The following is an 18,220-nucleotide window of genomic DNA, read 5'->3' as shown; positions in this document are numbered from 1 at the left end:
TTCAATTTTGAGGGAACATACTTCCCCTAATTAAATAGTTGGTGCTAATGGCGGTGAGGATCCACCTGTTCCCATTCCGAACACAGAAGTTAAGCTCACCAGTGTCGAAAATACTTGGCGGGTGACTGCCCGGGAAAATAGAGCGGTGCCAACACAAAGCGACTCGAATAATCGAGTCGCTTTTTTGTTATATTCAAAATTAGGAAGATGGAAAATGAAGTGGGAAACGATACTACAGGAAATTTCGAAAGAGTTTCAGGTGATTTTAAAAGATAATCTGGTAGGGATTTATCTTCATGGTTCCGTTTCGTTTGGTTGTGCAACGGATGCCAGTGATATTGACTTTATCGTGGTTGTAAAGGAGCCTTTAAGATTAGAGGAAAAGGAAAAGATAATCTCTGTAATTTTGCAAAGTAAAAATTTAGCCCCAGCAAAAGGGTTGGAAATGAGCATTGTACTCCAGAGAGATTGTCGTCTTTTTTCTTATCCAACCCCTTATCAGTTACATTATTCTCCCATGCATCAAAAAGAATACGAAGAAAATTTAAAAGAATATTGTAATAAGATGCAAGGTGTTGATTATGATTTGGCAGCACACTTTATGGTAATTAAAAAGAATGGGATTGTGCTTTGTGGAAAAGAAGTGGATGCTGTTTTTGGTGAAGTTCCCTTTACGGACTATCTGGACAGCATTTGGAGAGATGTGTGTACAGCACTTGAAGACGTTTTGCTTGATCCGGTATCGGTACTGCTGAATCTTTGCCGTGTTTGGGCGGCATTTGAGGAGCAGAAAGTTTTATCAAAACCACAAGGAGCGGATTGGGCTTTTCCTCTTCTACCATCTTGGGCAGCAAGGCAGGTTATGCAGGCAAAGGAATGTTATCAACAAGGTATTTTATGGAGCAGACCTCAGGATGGATTAGAGGAATGTGCAAAATATTTGATAGAAAGAATTCAGAACATCCGATAAAAGAAATTTTAATCGGATGTTTTTTCTTTTTGCTCTTGACTCTGACGTTGCGTCATAGTGTAGACTGAAAGCAGCTCAGAAAGGAGGATAAACAATGGAAGATCAATCCCCAAAAGTAATGACCATCAGCCAAGCAGCAAATTTGAGCGGGGTGAGTGTGCGCACACTGCAATATTACGATCAAATTGGGCTTTTAAAGCCGGCTGCGGTCAGTGAAAGCGGCTATCGGCTTTATACACAGGCGAATCTGCAAAAGTTGCAACAGATTTTGTTTTTTCGGGAACTAAAATTTCCACTGAAAGACATTATTAAAATCTTAAACCAGCCAGATTTTGATTATCAGAAGGCCTTGATGGAGCAAAGAAAACTTTTAATCCTGCAAAAAGAGCGGTTGGAACGATTGATTCAGCTAACCGAACAGGGATGGAATGAGGAAGGAGAACTGAATATGAACTTCAGCGCATTTGATAAGAGTACAATGGAACAGTATCAGAAGGAAGCAAAGGAACGCTTTGGCAAAACCGATGCCTGGAAAGAAAGCCAGGAGAAAACCAAAGGACGAAGCAAAGAGGAGTGGAATCTGGTTTTGGGAGAGATGCAGGAGCTGCTAAAACGAATTTCGGCACTGGTTGGAACTGACCCAGCAGGTGAAGAAGCACAGCAGCTGGTGGAAGAATGGAGACAGCATATCACGAAAAATTATTATACCTGCACTCCCAAAATTTTGCAGGGATTGGGTCAGATGTATTGCGCCGATGAACGTTTTCTTGCAAATATCGACCGTTATCAGGTGGGGACAGCGCAATTTTTTGCAAAAGCAATTGAAGTTTATTGCAAAAACCGATAATTTTTTGGCAAGTATCCAATTTGATAATCATTTAACGAGAAAGTCCTTGCTAAATCGAGTGATTCCTTTTATAATAGAAGAAGAGGACTCAAGAAGGAACAAAATTAGCTTGATCACAATCTGAAAGGAGTTACCGATATGAATTATTCTCATGAAGTAGAGAGGATGTGCCCAATCGCAAAAGGTCCACATCATGGTCCGGCTCCAATTCCGGAAGAAGGAAGATGGGTAAAGGCATATCAGATCTCTGATATTTCCGGTCTGTCTCATGGTATTGGCTGGTGCGCACCACAGCAGGGCTGCTGCAAACTGACACTGAACGTAAAAGATGGTATTATCCAGGAGGCTCTGGTTGAAACACTGGGCTGCTCCGGTATGACCCATTCCGCTGCAATGGCTGGCGAGATTCTCCCAGGAAAAACTCTTCTGGAAGCACTCAACACTGACCTTGTATGTGATGCAATCAACGTTGCAATGCGTGAAATCTTCAAACAGCTGGCATACGGCAGAACACAGACTGCTTTCTCCGAAGACGGTCTGCCGATCGGCGCTAGCCTTGAAGACCTTGGTAAAGGTCTGCGTTCCCAGGTTGGTACCATTTTCTCCACCGGAGCAAAAGGTGTTCGTTATCTGGAACTGGCTGAAGGTTACATTCTGTCGGTTGCTCTGGATGAAAACAACGAAGCAATCGGTTATAAATTTGTACGCGTAGGCAAGATGCTCGAAGCAATCCGCCACGGTATGGATCCAAAAGAAGCATACGAGAAGAACATCGGTACATACGGCCGTTATGAAAACGCACCGAAGTACATCGATCCTCGTGAAGAATAAGGGACAGGAGGGAAATTATCATGGCTAAATTTGAAGGACAGGAAAGAAGAATGCCTAAAATTGAGGCAGCTCTGAAAGAATACGGTATGACCTCCCTGGAAGAAGCCAGAGACCTCTGTCTCTCGAAGGGCATCGACGTTGAGTCGATCGTAAAAGGCGTACAGCCAATCGCTTTTGAAAATGCGGTTTGGGCTTACACTCTGGGTGTAGCAATCGCACTGAAAAAAGGCATCACCAAAGCAGCTGAAGCTGCTGAAGCAATCGGTATCGGTCTGCAGGCATTCTGCATCCCAGGCTCTGTTGCAGAAAACCGTAAAGTAGGTCTTGGCCACGGTAACCTGGGCGCAATGCTGCTCAGAGAGGAAACAAACTGCTTCTGCTTCCTGGCTGGACACGAATCCTTCGCAGCTGCTGAAGGTGCAATCGGTATCGCAAGAACCGCTAACAAAGCAAGAAAAACTCCTCTGCATGTTATCCTCAACGGTCTGGGCAAAGATGCTGCATACATCATCTCCAGAATCAACGGCTTTACCTATGTTGAGACAAAATATGACTACTTCACCGGCGAATTGAGCGTTGTTCGTGAAGTTGCGTTCTCTGACGGCGACAAAGCAAAAGTAAGATGCTACGGCTGTGACGACGTTCAGGAAGGCGTAGCAGTTATGCAGAAAGAAAAGGTTGACGTTTCCATCACCGGTAACTCCACCAACCCAACCCGTTTCCAGCATCCTGTTGCAGGTACCTACAAAAAATGGTGCGTTGAAAACGGCGTAAAATACTTCTCCGTTGCATCCGGCGGCGGTACAGGCCGTACCCTGCATCCAGATAACATGGCTGCTGGTCCTGCTTCCTACGGTATGACCGATACCATGGGTAGAATGCACTCCGATGCACAGTTTGCAGGTTCCTCCTCCGTTCCAGCTCACGTTGAAATGATGGGCCTGATCGGTATGGGTAACAACCCAATGGTAGGTGCAACTGTTGCTTGTGCTGTTTCTGTTGAAGAAGCAAACAAATAGTTGATTATCAACATCTCTCACAGAGTCTTGTGGAAAATCCACGAGGCTCTGTTTTTATTTTGTCTGCTTTTCCAAAAGAGTATCAGCGGTAAAGAACAGAAATCTGTGCTATAATATTTTTTATCACGGAAAAAGGATAGGAGGAAGGAAAAATGGAACAAAAAAGAAGCTATTATGAAGCCTATGAGGATCGTTATCAGCAGGTACACAGGGAAGGAGTCCAGTGGTTTTCTGATTCTCCTTCCAAGATTGTGGGACAGGTCATCCAAAAATATGGAATCACAAAACAGGCAGAAATTTTGGAAATCGGCTGCGGTGAAGGACGGGATGCAGCTTACCTGTTAAAAGAAGGCTATCATATTCTGGCAACCGATCTTTCCAAAGAAGCAATTGATTACTGCAAAGAGAAATTTTCTGATTTTCGGGAGAACTTTTGTACGCTGGACTGCCTCAATGAGAAGCTGGAACAAAAATTTGATTTTATCTATGCCGTGGCGGTTCTGCATATGTTTGTGCTGGATGAGGACAGAAAGAAATTCTATAATTTCATCGGCGAACATTTAAAAGAAAATGGGATTGCTTTGATTGGAACGATGGGGAATGGAGAATTCGAGTCCTGTTCCAATCCCGATGACGCGTTTACCTTACAGTCCAGAACCCATGAACAGACAGGCAAAGATATGATGATTGCAGGGACTTCCTGCCGTATTGTGAATTTTGATACCATGCACAAAGAGATTCACAGTGCCGGATTAGAGTGCCTGGAAAGTGGAATGACGTCCATTCTTCCGGATTTTCCTGTGATGATGGTTGCGGTTGTAAAAAAGGAGCGGAGATAAGATGCAAAAAGCAGCGGTAAAACAGGTGAGTTTTCCAAAGGGAAAAAGAATCATCGTGATCAGTGATATCCATGGCCATCTGCAAAACTTCCAGAATCTTTTGAAAAAGGTAGGCTTTTCCAAGGAAGATATTCTGGTGATTGACGGGGACGTGCTGGAAAAAGGGCCGCAGTCGCTGGCAACACTGCGCTATGTTATGCAGCTTACAAAGGAATATACCGTTTATCAGGTACTGGGGAACAACGACTGGCTGTGGGATGAGCTGGAGACGGAGGATAATCAGGCAAACGAGGATTTGCTTGGCTATATGCTCAGCCGAAACAGCATCTTTAACGAAATGTGCATGGAGCTTGGAATCGAAGTTTCAGAGCAGATGGATGTAACCGCGATGAAACAGCAGCTGAAAGCAGCTTTTCAGGCGGAATGGGATTATCTGCGGGAGTTGCCGGATATTCTGGAAAGTGAGCACTACATTTTTGTGCATGCGGGAATCGAGTCAGAGGATCTGCAGAAGCAGGAGAAGATCAAATGCGTAAAGAACGATTGGTTCTTTTCACGGGAAATTTCTTTTTCCCGCTGGTGCATCGTAGGACATTTTCCGACCTGCCTTTATAACAAGGAAAAGATTGACTGTGCGGTGCTGATTGATCACAAAAGAAAGTTAATTAGTATCGACGGCGGCTGTGTGGTTAAGAACAGCGGTCAGCTCAACGCCCTGATCATCCCGGAGGGTGGCTCAGAGGAGTTTATATGGGATTGTGTGGATGATCTGCCCAAAACGGTTGCTGTGCAGGCACAGAGCGCCTCTGAGCAAGCACACAGTATTCACTGGCCGGATAACGTGGTGCAGGTAATAAAGCAGGAAGGGGACCTCTCCCTGTGCAGGGCGGAAAATAGCGGTATCGAGATGTGGATTCCAAGTTCCCTTCTGGTTGAATGGAGAGGAAAAATGTACACCGATGAAACCACAGACTATCAGCTGGAAATAGATGCCGGGGATGAAGTCAGCGTCGTAGCAAGAACCAGCAGGGGAGCTTTGGTGAAAAAGAACGGATTGCTGGGTTGGTATTTCGGCACCTTAGAAGATATTACTGAAAATAAATAGGAAATCTCACAACATAGCACAAAGCAGATTGCTTGATTTTTGACAATCTCTTTGTGCTTTCTTTCGACTTCTCGAAGCAAACAAAACAGTGTATAATAAAAAAGAATACGATTTAATGGAGGACAAACATGATAGAAAATCCAGGGCAGACTGCCCGTAAAAATGCTGTACGTGACCTGATTTTGGGTGTAGTTTTTTTTATTTTGCTTTCTGTGGTACTGTTCGGTGTGGTTTTTGGAATCCCGCTGACAGGAACACCCAAGCTTAACGAGGTAAACACAGCAACAGTAAGCTTTGATGGAAAAACAGTAGAGGTAACGCCGGAAGATATGCAGATTGCAGTGGATCTGGCCGGAGGATTGAAACGTTGGGTCGGAGAATGCGACCAGACCATGCCGAAGGCAGTGATAACCTATCAGATGAAAGATGGAACCGAAGTTGTTGTCGGTGCAGATAAAGACACAATCTATAAGGATGGCAAATATTATGCACCAAAAGGGACAAACGGAGAATTGTTCCAGAATGTGGTGGAAGGAATTTTCTTCGGCGAGTAAGTGAAGAAAGATGGCAGATAAAAAAGTAAAAGTGAGAAAATGGATTGGCATTTTTCTGGGCTGTATGCTGGGAGTCATGATCGGTACAACGCTGATGCAGGGATTGCCGATTTTGGGAATGCCAAAAGAAGATGAGGTTGTTGGGGCAATCCTGGAGATAGATGGGAAGGTGCAGGAGATTTCCCAGGAGGATTTGGGATTATCTGTACTGATTGCACGCGGTCTGCGTTGTTGGGGACCTGTTTCGGAGCAACAGCTTCCAGATACCATGATAACCTATCAGATGAAGGACGGCAGCAGTATCGTTGTCGGAGCAGATGAAAATATCATTTATAAAGATGGTAAGTTTTACCGGTCCAAAAAGGACTGCGGGGCGTTTTTTGAGACGGTGGCGCAGGGAATTTTTGACGGCTGGCACTGATAAACAAACTGTAATTTTACAGGGAAAAGGATGATCGAGATGAAAACGCTGATATTTAACGGTTCTGCAAGAAAGAATGGGGACACGCAAAGTTTGATCGAAGAGCTGGTTCGACAGCTGGAAGGAGAAACTTTGATTGTGGACGCACACGATGTAGATGTAAAAGCCTGCATGGACTGCCGTTATTGCTGGGAACATTCAGAATGTTGTGTCAAGGACGACTGGCAGGAAATCGATGCTTACATCCGGGACTGCGACAATATCGTCATTGCTTCTCCAGTTTATTTCTGTGAGATTACAGGACCACTGTTAAGCCTGCTCAGCCGTTTGCAGGTTTACTGGGCAGCAAAGCGTTTTCGCCAGGAAAAGATCGTGACCAAGCCAAAGAGAGGCGGTATGATTCTGCTGGGAGGCGGAAAGGGAACTGCAACTGCACCGCTCAATACTTCGGCGGTACTGCTGCATCAGATGAATGCAAAAGAGCTGTTTGACCCGGTATGCTTCTTCCGTACGGATATTCAGCAGCCAATCGATAATGAGGAAATCGTGAAAGATATCGCTGATTTTGCAAAATTCTTAAATAGGGAATAGGGAAAAGGGGAAATTAAAATATGAAGAAAAAGTAAACTGCAGATAAAATTCATGTCATCTTATACAAATTACAATATATACAATAAAAAACAATATTTTAACAAAATCAGAGCGCTCAATTCGCAGAAAAAGAAGAATATGATTTCTATATAGAGAATTATATCAAAAATGTACTTGATAGAAATACAAATATAATTCTAACGAATACGTTTTTAAAATTTGGCATTGTGCAAATTGTTATTTCGATTAGAATAGAGATACAAATTCATTTAAAACGAAAGAAATAGTGTTGTGAAAATGTACAAATAAACTTTGCCCACTGTACGTAAAAGATAAAAAAATTCAGTATTAGTTTATATTAATGTGCCTGCATATAAACAATGTGAACAAAAATAAACCGAGTTATTAATAATCTATGGACAAATATGTTGATTTAAGTTATAATAAAGCTACCGACAATCACCAACAAATCATATGTTGAGGAGGAAAAATGTATGGAAGCTTTTATGGATCAATTGAACCAAGTGGTAGTGGCGTTGCAGGGTGTCCTGTCCGGTAAAATCCTGGTAGTGCTGCTGGTAGGTACCGGTATTTGGTTTACTATTAGACTTGGTGGTGTACAGTTCAGAGAATTCGGTCACGCATTCAAGGCTGTATTTGGAAACATTAAACTGAATGGTGAAAAGGCTGGCAAAGACGGTATGTCTTCCTTCCAGTCTCTGGCAACAGCGATTGCTGCTCAGGTAGGTACAGGTAACCTGGCTGGTGCTGCAACTGCTATGGTAATGGGTGGTCCTGGTGCTATCTTCTGGATGTGGGTATCCGCTATCTTCGGTATGGCAACCATCTTCGTAGAGGCATCTCTGGCACAGAAATATAAGACAGTAGACGATTCCGGTGAGGTTACCGGCGGTCCTGTTTACTATATCCGTGCAGCTTACAAAGGCACATTCGGTAAAGTTCTGGCTGCTATCTTCGCAGTTCTGATTACTCTGGCTCTGGGCTTCTTCGGCAACATGGTACAGGCAAACTCCATCGCTGACGCTTTCAAAGGCGCATTTGGTATTAACCCTGTTATCGTTGGTGTTATTGTAGCTATCCTGTCCGCATTCATCTTCCTTGGCGGCGTTGGCCGTATCGCATCTGTAACAGAAAAGATCGTTCCAATTATGGCAACGTTCTATATCATTGGTGCTCTGGTTCTGATCATCATGAATGCAGGTATGATTCCAGAAGCATTCAGACAGATTTTTGTCGGTGCATTCAACCCAGAAGCAGCTCTCGGCGGTTTTGCTGGTGTAGCAGTTTCTAAAGCAATTCAGTTCGGTGTTGCTCGTGGTCTGTTCTCTAACGAAGCTGGTATGGGTTCTACCCCACATGCTCACGCTGTAGCAAAAGTTAAACATCCTTGTGACCAGGGTATGGTTGCTATGATGGGTGTATTTATTGATACTCTGATCATCCTGAACCTGACTGCATTCTCCGTACTGTGTACTGGTCAGCTGACCGAATACAACCAGCCACTGAGTGCTGCTGCTCTGACACAGGCTGCATTTAACTCTGGTTTCGGTTCCTTCGGTTCTATCTTTATCGCAATTTGTATGTTCTTCTTCGCATTCTCCACCATCGTTGGTTGGTACTTCTTCGGCGAAAAGAACGTAAGATACCTGTTTGGTACAAAAGCTGTAAAACCTTACGCTGTTCTGGTAACTATCTTCATCGTTATCGGTTCTGCTCTGAAAGTTGAACTCGTATGGAACCTGTCCGACCTGTTTAACAGCTTGATGGTAATCCCTAACGTACTTGGTCTGTGGGCTCTGTCCGGTGTTGCTAAAGAACTGTATGCAGACTGGAAATCTCAGAAACCTGCAAAAGTTAAATAAGTTTCGATTACTTGACATTCATGATACATGTCTATCTGGAAAAAAGCACCCAATCGGGTGCTTTTTCTTTTGCCTTTTCTGCGGGAATACAATCAACTATTCAATTTACCGATGGATTGTTATTATTGGAAGGATAAACTGTAAGTTTATCCAGTTTTTTTTTGAAGATAAGGGAAAATGACCGTTTTACACTTGCAAAACACATCACTACTCGGTATAATTTAAAAATACTTTTGATTTTACAAAGAAAAGGGATGATGTTATGCAGGAAAAAACAAAGGCACAGGTTAAAGATTTTCTGATCTTGAATGTCGGCACACTGCTGACCGCAGTGGGAACCTATTTTTTTAAATTCCCAAATAACTTTTCGACTGGTGGTGTCACCGGACTTTCGGTAGTATTGACCCATTATTATCCATCCCTGAGCAACGGAACCATTGTATCCGTTATCAACATCGCACTTTTGATTTTGGGCCTGATTCTTCTTGGAAAAGAATTTGGCTTCAAAACTTTCTATGTTACAATCGCATTTTCGGCAATGCTCAAGGTAATGGAATTTTTGTGGCCAATGACACAGCCGCTGACCGACCAGCCATTTATGGAGTTGCTTCTGGGCGTGTTTTTGCCGGCATGGGGCTCAGCAATGCTGTTTAATATCGGTTCTTCCACTGGTGGTACCGATATTATTGCAATGGTGGTTAAAAAATATTTTAAATGTCACATCGGAAGAGCACTTTTGATTGTGGACTTCTTTATCACCATCATGACCTTTGTTGCGTTTGGACCAACTACCGGTTTGTTCTCGATTGTAGGTCTGGTAATCCGTTCCTTCGCGGTAGACTTCTTCCTGGAGGATATGAACACCTACAAGTCCTTTACGATCATTACCGATAAACCGGACGCAATCTACGACTATATCACAAACACCCTTCACAGGGGTGCTACCATCTATAACGCAGAAGGTTTGTTTGAGCACACCAACAAGACGATCATCCTGACAGCGCAGAGCAAAAAGCAGGGTGTCAAATTACAGAAAATCATCAAACAGACCGATCCGCATGCTTTCGTGCTGATTACCAATACAAGTGAAATCATTGGTAAAGGCTTCCGCGGTGGTAACTAATCTCAAGATGATAACAACAAAAAAGTCTGGCTTAAAAAGCCAGACTTTTTCTTTTATTCGGTTATTCTGTGTAAACGGTAAAAATAACTTCTCCAGGAAAATCATCGGAATCAGGAAGATCAATTTTCACTTTCAGTCCCGGTTCATACCAGCAGGAAATCTTGAGCAGAGTTCCTTCAAAAGTATCGGGATTATCATAAGAAACTACGGATACTTCTTCGGCGTTAAGGGTAGTTTTCAGGTTGTCAATCCATTCCTGCGAAAATTCATTTTTAATGTTGTGAAAATAGAACTTGTAGATATAGTATAGTTTGTCGCCATCTTTTTTCTCTAGGTCGATGTCTTTTTTAACCGAAATATGAGGATAAGGATAACCATTGCCAACCGATTCTCCGGCAAGATCGAAGGTAAAGGCGGCGGATTTGTCCGCAAATTGGATGTCTTTGATCTTAATGTTTTCCAAAGAAGCCACATCCAACAGGTCAGCTTCCCAGAAGTTTTCGCTTCCGCCATAGGAAATGACCTCTGGGTTTTGGAAATTTTCATCAAAGCGCAGGGTGCGCTCAAAATCGTTGAGCATGTGGTCAAAGTGGAAGTTGTAGCCGTCAACGGTGATGCACAGCTGTTTGGGATTTTCCTGATCGATGCTGATGCGGGTAATATGTTGAGCCGAGTAATCTCCCAAATTTACATCATGCCAGCTGTCATCGGAAAAGCGGTGAGCCAGAATGGTGTTGTGACCGGCGATACCTGTACATCCAAATAATTCAAAATCATCGGTGAGGTAATAGGAAATGTTTTTGTCGGATGAACTAAAAGAGATGGGTTCCCCAAAATCAGGAATGATTTCGTACGCAATTCGATCCAGCTCAGCACAGGACAAAGCAGACGGTGTATCGGTCGTTTTCTGTTCTTCCGTAGATTTTGTATCTTTTAGGTCAGTGTTTTGTGTCTCTTCGACCGGAGCAGGGGATGGAGTGGTTCTCTGTATTTTCCTGAGGTTGAGCCTGGCAGGAGCAGAGCAAAATCAGCACGAGTGCAAGAAGGAGAATCTTTTTCATAATGTCACTTCCTTTTTATCTGAATGGAATAGATGACTCTTTATATTATAATTGTAGCAAAAAGAAAGAAAAAATAATATCTGCAAAGCTGACAAGAATTCAAGGATTTTTTTAACATCTTTGTTGCGCCAGAGACAGAGCAGATGTATAATAAAGATGCAAAATAAAAGCAGATTTATTAAAATTTCTGTTTAACTGATACAAGATTAGGAGGAAAATTATTATGCGAGCACATGAAAGACTGCTGCATTATGTCAGCTTTGGAACCCAGTCTAACCATGAATCAAAAACAATTCCATCGACCGAAAGCCAGAAAGTTCTGGGCGCAGCTTTGGTTGTTGAGATGAAAGCACTGGGAATTGAAGATGCTTTTATGGATGATAAGGGCTATGTATATGGAACCATTCCTGCAACTCCAGGAAAAGAAAATAAACCGGTAATCGGCCTGATTGCACACATGGATACCGCTGAGGATGCTTCCGGCGACAATATCCAGGCAAAGATTGTAGAATATCAGGGTGGAGACATTCTGCTCAATGAGGAAAAGAACATCCTTATGACAGAGAAAGAATATCCAAGCCTCAAGAAATATGTTGGTCAGCACCTGATCGTAACAGATGGAACTACTCTGCTCGGTGCAGATGACAAAGCAGGTATCGCAGAAATCATGACTATGGCAGAAGAGCTGATCAACAATCCTTCGATTGAACATGGCAAAATCCGCATTGGATTTACACCAGATGAAGAGGTTGGCCGCGGTGCAAACTATTTTGACGTGGAAGGCTTTGGCGCAGATTTCGCATATACCGTTGACGGCGGTGAACTGGGCGAACTGGAATATGAAAACTTCAATGCAGGCTCTGCAAAGGTTGTTGTACATGGTCTGAGCATCCATACAGGTTCCGCAAAAGATGCAATGCTCAACGCTTCTCTGCTTGCAATGGAATACCATAATATGCTTCCAGTAGAACAGAATCCAAGATATACTCAGGGCTATGAAGGATTCTTCCATCTGGACAGCATCAAGGGTCGTGTGGAGGAAGCAGAACTGCACTATATCATCCGTGACCACGATGCAGCAAAATATGATCAGAAAAAACAGGTTATGCAGGATATTGCAGACTACCTCAACAAGAAATATGGTGAGGGTACCTTTGAACTGACCATCGAGGAATCTTACCGCAATATGAAAGAAAAGATTGAGCCACATATGCACCTGATTGACAACGCAAGAAAAGCATTTGCTCAGTGTGGTGTAGAAGCACAGACCGTTCCGATCAGAGGCGGTACAGACGGCGCTAGACTGTCCTACATGGGACTGCCATGTCCAAACCTGTCCACCGGTGGCCACAACTTCCATGGAAGATTCGAGTATATTCCGGTTGAATCGATGGATAAGATGACCGAGACTCTGGTCAACATCGTAAAGATTTACGCAGAATAACAGGCTGAGCCTGCACGCAGTTTGCCAACAACGCAACGATGGGTTGCGATAGAGTGAAAACAGAAGTTTTTTGTCAAACTTTTGTACACAAAAGTTTGTGGGGGTACGGGGGTGAAACCCCTGTGAAACAAAACAAAAACAAATAAAACGATAAGGGTAGAGAAGCCGTTTCGGTGCTGTGGTACGGTAGTACCCTGCCTGTGAGCAGGCAGCTAAATAATCCTTCACATGTGGGCGCACAGTCGTGCGCCCACGCACTGCCGTGCGAGTGTATCGAAACAGCAGTCAGCCCCTATCATATCTCTTTTTTATTTGTTTATTTCACAGGGGCGTTGCCCCCGTATCCCTACGAGCTTTTTGAAAAAAGCTCAGCCAAAAACTTTTGTTTTTTGGAGGTGGAACCATGGGTATCCCAAAAACGAATGCAATGCGCATTCTGGAAAAAGAAAAAATCAGCTATGAGATGCACACCTATGACGCATCGGATGGACATATCGACGGGGCAGCAGTTGCCCGCAAGGTAGGAATGGACCCGGCAAAGGTATTTAAGACACTGGTAACCAAAGGACACAGTGGAAATTACTTTGTATGTGTCCTTCCGGTCGAACATGAGCTGAATTTGAAAAAAGCAGCAAAGGTGTTCGGGGAGAAATCGCTGGAGATGATTCCTGTGGCACAGATCAACGCGGTGACAGGATATATCCGCGGTGGATGCTCGCCGATTGGAATGAAGAAAAATTACCGCACCGTATTTGACAGTTCTGCACAGGCGCAGGAAACAATGGTGGTCAGTGGTGGAAAGATCGGTTTCCAGATTGAAGCCAAACCGGACGATCTGCTCAGAGCCTGCGGCGGCGTGTATGCGGATGTTCTTGCATAATTAAAGTTTGTGTGGGAGTAAACAGCACAAGATGTGCTGTGGTGAAACCCCTGCGACACAAACTTGTGGTATATAAAAAGACACCGGACTGATATCCGGTGTCTTTTTGTGTTTTATTATCATGCAGTTTTGTGGTAGGCAATTCGAGGGGAACCGTCTTCGACATAGATTCGTCCGCACTTAACATATCCTGTCTTTTCCAGAATATGCTGCATGATGCGGTTGTCATCGTGGGTATCAATCCTCAGATTATGGCACTGTTCATAGCTCCAGTCCAGACAGAACTGTCCTGCACCGCGCACATTTCCAGCAGTAGCAACCCGATGAACAACCCCGTATGGTGCATCATTGAGCCATGCTCCTTCTATCTTGTGATAATTTGGTTCATCCCCAATAAAGTAAACAAATACCGCTTCGACCTGTCCCTCATTTTCCAGAACGAACAGGCGTTCTTTTCTAAGGTCGCCTTCGATCAGTTCTCGGGACGGATATCCGTTTACCCATTGTCCCGGATTACCGCTTTGCTCCATTACCTTTTTTGCGTGTTGGTAGACGCTCATGATTGTGTTTAGATCGTCATGACATGCGTGTCTGATTTTCATGTTAACCTCCCGATTTTTGGGTCCATAGTATAAGATAGAAAAAGCGTCCGACAGCTCCTCGCTGCCGGACGTTGTAGTTTACTTTTTAGCTTCTTTTGCCCAGCTGTCTTTGAGTCCGACGATCTGGTTGAATACCCCTTCATCCTTGCTGTCCTTGCAGAAATAGCCGGTGCGGACAAACTGGAATTTGTCCCCAACTTTTGCATCAGCAAGAGCTGGTTCCAGCTTGCATCCGGTCAGTTCGGTCAGGGAGTTTGGATTGAGGTAATCCAGATAGTTTGTGCCTTCTGGAACATCGTTTACATTTTCCAGGGTGAACAGGTAGTCGTACAGACGAACAGTTGCATCGATAGCATATTTTGCGGATACCCAGTGGATGGTTCCTTTGATCTTTCTGCCGTCAACAGGGTTACCATTGCCGGTTTCCAGATCAGCGGTACAATGCAGCTCAACAACGTTGCCTTCGCTGTCCTTGATGACCTCGTTACATTTTACAATGTATGCGCCCATCAAACGAACTTCGCCGTCTGGTTTCATACGGAAGAATTTCGGAGGTGGTACCTCAGCAAAGTCATCTGCATCGATGTAAAGTTCACGGGTGAATGGAACTTTTCTCACACCAGCTTCATCATTCTTTGGAATGTTTGGCAGTTCAAAGTACTCTTCTTTGTCCTCTGGATAGTTTGTGATAACGACTTTGATTGGACGAAGAACAGCAACACGGCGCTGAGCGTTGGTGTTAAGCTCATCACGGATGCAGTGTTCCAGCAGACCGATGTCTACAATGCTGTAAGCCTTTGCAACGCCTGCTTTTTTAACAAACTCGTTGATTGCGCTTGGAGTATAGCCACGGCGGCGCAGACCGGAGATAGTAGGCATTCTTGGGTCATCCCAGCCGTCAACCTTCTTGGTTTCTACCAGCTCGCGCAGGTAACGTTTGCTCATAACGGTGTGGGTAACATTCAGGCGGGCAAATTCGTACTGATGTGGTTTGTGCTCAAAGCCAACGTTGTTGATAACCCAGTCATACAGTGGACGATGGTTCTCAAATTCGATGGAGCACAGGGAATGGGTGATACCTTCCAGAGCATCCTGAATTGGATGAGCGTAGTCATACAGTGGATAGATGCACCATTTGTCACCCTGACGATGATGATGTGCATGAACGATACGGTAGATTGCAGGGTCACGCAGGTTCATGTTTGGAGATGCCATGTCAATCTTTGCGCGGAGAGTGTGGCTTCCGTCTTCAAACTCACCGTTTTTCATGCGCTCGAACAGATCGAGGTTTTCTTCAACAGAACGGTTGCGGTATGGGCTTTCCTTACCAGGTTCGGTCAGGGTGCCGCGGTATTCGCGCATCTCGTCAGCGCTCAGATCGTCAACATATGCTTTGCCTTCTTTGATAAGTTTGATTGCAAACTCATAGCATTTATCAAAGTAATCGGAGCCGTAGTAGATACCGCCGGTCGGTTCAGCACCCAGCCAGCGCAGGTCCTCTTCGATGGATTTTACATATTCATCGTCTTCGCGGACAGGGTTGGTGTCGTCAAAACGGAGATTAAACAGACCGCCGTATTTCTGTGCGGTTCCGGCATTGATCCAGATTGCTTTTGCAGAACCGATGTGCAGGTAGCCGTTTGGTTCTGGTGGGAAACGGGTGTGAATTTTCTCTACTCTGCCTTCGGCGAGGTCTTCGTCAATAATATCATGGATAAAGTTGGACATATTTTCGGTGTCCAAAACTTTTTCGTCAGCCATTATATTCAGTCCTTTCGGGGGAAATAAATGTTAGTTCTTATAATAGAAAAAGAAGTTTTCGTCCACCTTTTTTAAAAGGTGGCAGAATCCAAAGACAGCGTCTTTGTTCGCTCGTCGCAACGAGCGAAATATTCGAGTTGAACAAGTTCAACTCTTTTCGTCAGGCGTATTTTCTGGAGTTTGAACCTCTTTTACAAGAGAAAAGAGGTTCAAGAGCCGATGGTTTCAATACACGATTCTCACAAATTATCCAGTGGATGATTTGTGACAGTTAAAACTTGTTCCGTCTTATGTGACGCACTACTGTGAGCAGGCACACTTACCGTGTGCCACGCACTGACGTGCGGCAGCATCAAAATTGCATACAAGTCTCTACCGTTTTTGTTTCCTTTTTTGAGTGTCACAGGGGCGTTGCCCCCGTACCCCCATGAGCTTTTTTCAAAAAGCTCAACCAAAAACTTTTGTTCGCCTTCGGCGTGCCTACACTTTCTATTTTTCGATAGTTTCAATTGCCTGAGAAAGTCTCTGCTGGCAGGTTTCTTCGCCCAGAATCTGCATTACGCTGCACAGGTCAGGGGAGTTGGTTCTGCCGGTGATTGCCAGACGAATAACCTGGCTGACATCGCCGACATGACCTTTAAACTGATCTGGATTTTTCTTGTAATCCTTTGGTTTGCCGGCAAATCCGAGTGCTTCGCCCATCTCGCGAACCTTGTTGAACCAAACTTCGCCGTCATCTGCTGCGCTGTAGATGCCTTTATACTGGTTGAGGATTGCAAGGGTGTCCTCTTTGGAAATGTTTTCCGGATATTCGGTTGCCGGAGTAAACAGCTCTTCGTAGAAGAAAGCAACATAATCCTTGACTTCGCTCCAAACAGCAAGGTCTTTTCTTGGTTTTGCTCCGCCGCGGCCGATTGCAAAGATTGCTTTTGCTTTCTGCTCGTCAGCAGTCAGCAGACTGTACAGCTGCTGATCAAAATCTTTTGCCCAGGTGGTTACTTCGTTGTAGACCTCGTCAGCGCTCATAACAGAGATAGTATTCTTGCTGACATCTTTTAATTTGTCGATGTCAAACAGGGAACCGCTGTTGCTCATCTTCTTGGTGGTGAACTGGAAGTCGTTCATCGGAGCGGTTGGATTTGCCATTCTCCAATCCTCAAAGTTGGAGTTTAAGAGTGTCATCAGGTATTCCAGCACCGATGGAACCGGATAACCTTCTGCGTTGTAGAAGTCCAGAGCAAGCTCAGGGTCTTTTCTCTTGGAAAGTTTTCTCTTAGAACCGCCGTCCATCTTCATCAGCTGAGCGGTATGAACATATTTTGGAGCTTTCCATCCCATGGTGCGGAACAGCTGGAGATGAATGTTCAAAGTAGCAAGCCATTCTTCGCCGCGGACAACGTGTGTGGTTTGCATGAGGTGGTCGTCAACTACGTGAGCAAAGTGATAAGTAGGAATGCCATCGGATTTGAGCAGAACGATGTCCTGATCATTTTCCGGCAGCTCGATGTCGCCTTTTACCAGGTCGTGATGGGTGAATCTCTTATTTGGATCACCCTCGGAGCGGAAGCGCAGAACGTATGGTTTGCCAGCTTTGATGTTTGCTTCGATTTCTTCAAAGCTCAGATTGCGGCATTTTGCCCATTCGCCGTAGTAACCGAAGTTGATCTTCATTTCCTGCTGTTTTTCACGCATTTCGGTCAGCTCTTCTTCGGTGCAGAAGCATGGGTAAGCAAGTCCGCGTTCTACCAGCTGTTTTGCGAAGGTCTGGTAGATGTTTGCGCGCTGACGCTGTCGATATGGACCATAAGCACCGTTGTCGCCATCGATGGTAGCACCTTCATCGAAGTTTAAGCCATAATGGTTGAAGACATTGATAATTTTTTCCACGCCGCCTTCCACAGCACGTTTGAGGTCGGTATCTTCAATACGCAGGAAGAATACGCCGTTGCTCTGATGAGCCAGACGTTCACCGACGATAGCACTGAACAGGTTGCCCAGATGCATAAAGCCTGTTGGGCTTGGTGCCATACGGGTAACTTTTGCTCCTTCTGGAAGATTTCTTGGTGGATACATCTTTTCGATGTCCTCTGGTGTTGTTGTAATGTCAGGGAAAAGCAGTTGTGCCAGACGCTGATGATCCATGTTTTTCTCTCTCCTTTATCAAACACATTCGGACTTGTCCGAAATAGTATAGATTTATACGAAAAATCAATATTTTTACAAATACTAGGATACCACAAATCTTATGGAAATAAAAGGGCTTTCCTGGTTTTGTGCAAAGAAAAAGGG

Annotated in this window: 17 protein-coding genes and 1 rRNA gene; 14 read left to right on the top strand and 4 right to left on the bottom strand. The window is 44.4% G+C overall.

What is annotated here, in order from left to right; all coding sequences use genetic code 11:
* The first annotated feature begins 37 nt into the window (after positions 1–37).
* From rrf to BQ5375_RS02660, 12 genes are all read left to right on the top strand, one after another.
* A 5S ribosomal RNA gene (gene rrf / locus BQ5375_RS02715) occupies positions 38–154 on the top strand.
* 60 nt (positions 155–214) lie between these two features.
* Complete coding sequence (locus BQ5375_RS02710; RefSeq protein WP_022133163.1) at positions 215–970, top strand: aminoglycoside adenylyltransferase domain-containing protein; 756 nt, start codon at positions 215–217, stop codon at positions 968–970.
* 94 nt (positions 971–1,064) lie between these two features.
* Positions 1,065–1,817, top strand: coding sequence for a MerR family transcriptional regulator (locus BQ5375_RS02705; protein ID WP_022133164.1), 753 nt, complete (start codon positions 1,065–1,067; stop codon positions 1,815–1,817).
* Positions 1,818–1,955: 138 nt separating this feature from the next.
* Positions 1,956–2,648: an iron-sulfur cluster assembly scaffold protein gene (locus BQ5375_RS02700; protein ID WP_022133165.1), complete on the top strand. Its 693-nt coding sequence runs from the start codon at positions 1,956–1,958 to the stop codon at positions 2,646–2,648.
* Between the two features lie 20 nt (positions 2,649–2,668).
* Positions 2,669–3,667, top strand: coding sequence for a GGGtGRT protein (locus BQ5375_RS02695; protein WP_022133166.1), 999 nt, complete (start codon positions 2,669–2,671; stop codon positions 3,665–3,667).
* Between the two features lie 152 nt (positions 3,668–3,819).
* The gene (locus BQ5375_RS02690) at positions 3,820–4,506 is read left to right on the top strand and encodes a class I SAM-dependent DNA methyltransferase (protein ID WP_022133167.1); all 687 of its coding nucleotides are present in this window, start codon (positions 3,820–3,822) and stop codon (positions 4,504–4,506) included.
* A gap of 1 nt (position 4,507) precedes the next feature.
* Positions 4,508–5,611, top strand: coding sequence for a metallophosphoesterase (locus tag BQ5375_RS02685; protein ID WP_022133168.1), 1,104 nt, complete (start codon positions 4,508–4,510; stop codon positions 5,609–5,611).
* Positions 5,612–5,739: 128 nt separating this feature from the next.
* The gene (locus BQ5375_RS02680; RefSeq protein WP_022133169.1) at positions 5,740–6,165 is read left to right on the top strand and encodes a hypothetical protein; all 426 of its coding nucleotides are present in this window, start codon (positions 5,740–5,742) and stop codon (positions 6,163–6,165) included.
* Positions 6,166–6,175: 10 nt separating this feature from the next.
* Positions 6,176–6,586: a hypothetical protein gene (locus tag BQ5375_RS02675; protein WP_022133170.1), complete on the top strand. Its 411-nt coding sequence runs from the start codon at positions 6,176–6,178 to the stop codon at positions 6,584–6,586.
* 39 nt (positions 6,587–6,625) lie between these two features.
* The gene (locus BQ5375_RS02670) at positions 6,626–7,177 is read left to right on the top strand and encodes a flavodoxin family protein (protein ID WP_022133171.1); all 552 of its coding nucleotides are present in this window, start codon (positions 6,626–6,628) and stop codon (positions 7,175–7,177) included.
* Between the two features lie 506 nt (positions 7,178–7,683).
* Positions 7,684–9,060, top strand: coding sequence for an alanine/glycine:cation symporter family protein (locus tag BQ5375_RS02665; protein ID WP_076917378.1), 1,377 nt, complete (start codon positions 7,684–7,686; stop codon positions 9,058–9,060).
* A 262-nt stretch (positions 9,061–9,322) separates the two neighbouring features.
* Positions 9,323–10,183: a YitT family protein gene (locus BQ5375_RS02660; RefSeq protein WP_076917365.1), complete on the top strand. Its 861-nt coding sequence runs from the start codon at positions 9,323–9,325 to the stop codon at positions 10,181–10,183.
* Between the two features lie 61 nt (positions 10,184–10,244).
* Here the strand turns inward: BQ5375_RS02660 and BQ5375_RS02655 are convergent, their stop codons facing one another.
* Positions 10,245–11,066 carry a hypothetical protein gene (locus BQ5375_RS02655; protein WP_076917364.1) on the bottom strand — a complete coding sequence of 274 codons (822 nt, stop codon included), beginning with the start codon at positions 11,064–11,066 and terminating at the stop codon, positions 10,245–10,247.
* A gap of 401 nt (positions 11,067–11,467) precedes the next feature.
* Between BQ5375_RS02655 and pepT the strand changes: the two genes are divergently transcribed.
* Both pepT and ybaK read left to right on the top strand, forming a co-directional pair.
* Positions 11,468–12,688: a peptidase T gene (gene pepT, locus BQ5375_RS02650; protein WP_022133175.1), complete on the top strand. Its 1,221-nt coding sequence runs from the start codon at positions 11,468–11,470 to the stop codon at positions 12,686–12,688.
* Positions 12,689–13,091: 403 nt separating this feature from the next.
* Positions 13,092–13,568 carry a Cys-tRNA(Pro) deacylase gene (gene ybaK / locus BQ5375_RS02645; RefSeq protein ID WP_022133176.1) on the top strand — a complete coding sequence of 159 codons (477 nt, stop codon included), beginning with the start codon at positions 13,092–13,094 and terminating at the stop codon, positions 13,566–13,568.
* A gap of 119 nt (positions 13,569–13,687) precedes the next feature.
* Here the strand turns inward: ybaK and BQ5375_RS02640 are convergent, their stop codons facing one another.
* The 3 genes from BQ5375_RS02640 to gltX form a co-directional block, all read right to left on the bottom strand.
* The gene (locus BQ5375_RS02640; RefSeq protein ID WP_022133177.1) at positions 13,688–14,170 is read right to left on the bottom strand and encodes a GNAT family N-acetyltransferase; all 483 of its coding nucleotides are present in this window, start codon (positions 14,168–14,170) and stop codon (positions 13,688–13,690) included.
* 78 nt (positions 14,171–14,248) lie between these two features.
* On the bottom strand, positions 14,249–15,931 hold the full coding sequence (locus BQ5375_RS02635; protein ID WP_022133178.1) for a glutamine--tRNA ligase/YqeY domain fusion protein: 1,683 nt from the start codon (positions 15,929–15,931) through the stop codon (positions 14,249–14,251).
* Between the two features lie 489 nt (positions 15,932–16,420).
* Positions 16,421–18,073, bottom strand: coding sequence for a glutamate--tRNA ligase (gene gltX, locus BQ5375_RS02630; RefSeq protein ID WP_076917363.1), 1,653 nt, complete (start codon positions 18,071–18,073; stop codon positions 16,421–16,423).
* Positions 18,074–18,220: the final 147 nt, after the last annotated feature.

It is taken from the genome of Negativibacillus massiliensis (genome assembly GCF_900148495.1).
GTDB classification, from domain to species: domain Bacteria; phylum Bacillota; class Clostridia; order Oscillospirales; family Ruminococcaceae; genus Negativibacillus; species Negativibacillus massiliensis.
The sequence above is the reverse complement of the archived record's forward strand: the minus strand, read 5'-3'. Positions and strand labels throughout refer to the sequence as shown.

Bases quoted from the DNA above. Each gene is read 5' to 3' on its own strand.
- BQ5375_RS02710 (WP_022133163.1), top strand. From the start codon at position 215: ATGAAGTGGGAAACGATACTACAGGAAATTTCGAAAGAGTTTCAGGTG.
- BQ5375_RS02705 (WP_022133164.1), top strand. From the start codon at position 1,065: ATGGAAGATCAATCCCCAAAAGTAATGACCATCAGCCAAGCAGCAAAT.
- BQ5375_RS02700 (WP_022133165.1), top strand. From the start codon at position 1,956: ATGAATTATTCTCATGAAGTAGAGAGGATGTGCCCAATCGCAAAAGGT.
- BQ5375_RS02695 (WP_022133166.1), top strand. From the start codon at position 2,669: ATGGCTAAATTTGAAGGACAGGAAAGAAGAATGCCTAAAATTGAGGCA.
- BQ5375_RS02690 (WP_022133167.1), top strand. From the start codon at position 3,820: ATGGAACAAAAAAGAAGCTATTATGAAGCCTATGAGGATCGTTATCAG.
- BQ5375_RS02685 (WP_022133168.1), top strand. From the start codon at position 4,508: ATGCAAAAAGCAGCGGTAAAACAGGTGAGTTTTCCAAAGGGAAAAAGA.
- BQ5375_RS02680 (WP_022133169.1), top strand. From the start codon at position 5,740: ATGATAGAAAATCCAGGGCAGACTGCCCGTAAAAATGCTGTACGTGAC.
- BQ5375_RS02675 (WP_022133170.1), top strand. From the start codon at position 6,176: ATGGCAGATAAAAAAGTAAAAGTGAGAAAATGGATTGGCATTTTTCTG.
- BQ5375_RS02670 (WP_022133171.1), top strand. From the start codon at position 6,626: ATGAAAACGCTGATATTTAACGGTTCTGCAAGAAAGAATGGGGACACG.
- BQ5375_RS02665 (WP_076917378.1), top strand. From the start codon at position 7,684: ATGGATCAATTGAACCAAGTGGTAGTGGCGTTGCAGGGTGTCCTGTCC.
- BQ5375_RS02660 (WP_076917365.1), top strand. From the start codon at position 9,323: ATGCAGGAAAAAACAAAGGCACAGGTTAAAGATTTTCTGATCTTGAAT.
- pepT (WP_022133175.1), top strand. From the start codon at position 11,468: ATGCGAGCACATGAAAGACTGCTGCATTATGTCAGCTTTGGAACCCAG.
- ybaK (WP_022133176.1), top strand. From the start codon at position 13,092: ATGGGTATCCCAAAAACGAATGCAATGCGCATTCTGGAAAAAGAAAAA.
- BQ5375_RS02640 (WP_022133177.1), bottom strand. From the start codon at position 14,170: ATGAAAATCAGACACGCATGTCATGACGATCTAAACACAATCATGAGC.
- BQ5375_RS02635 (WP_022133178.1), bottom strand. From the start codon at position 15,931: ATGGCTGACGAAAAAGTTTTGGACACCGAAAATATGTCCAACTTTATC.
- gltX (WP_076917363.1), bottom strand. From the start codon at position 18,073: ATGGATCATCAGCGTCTGGCACAACTGCTTTTCCCTGACATTACAACA.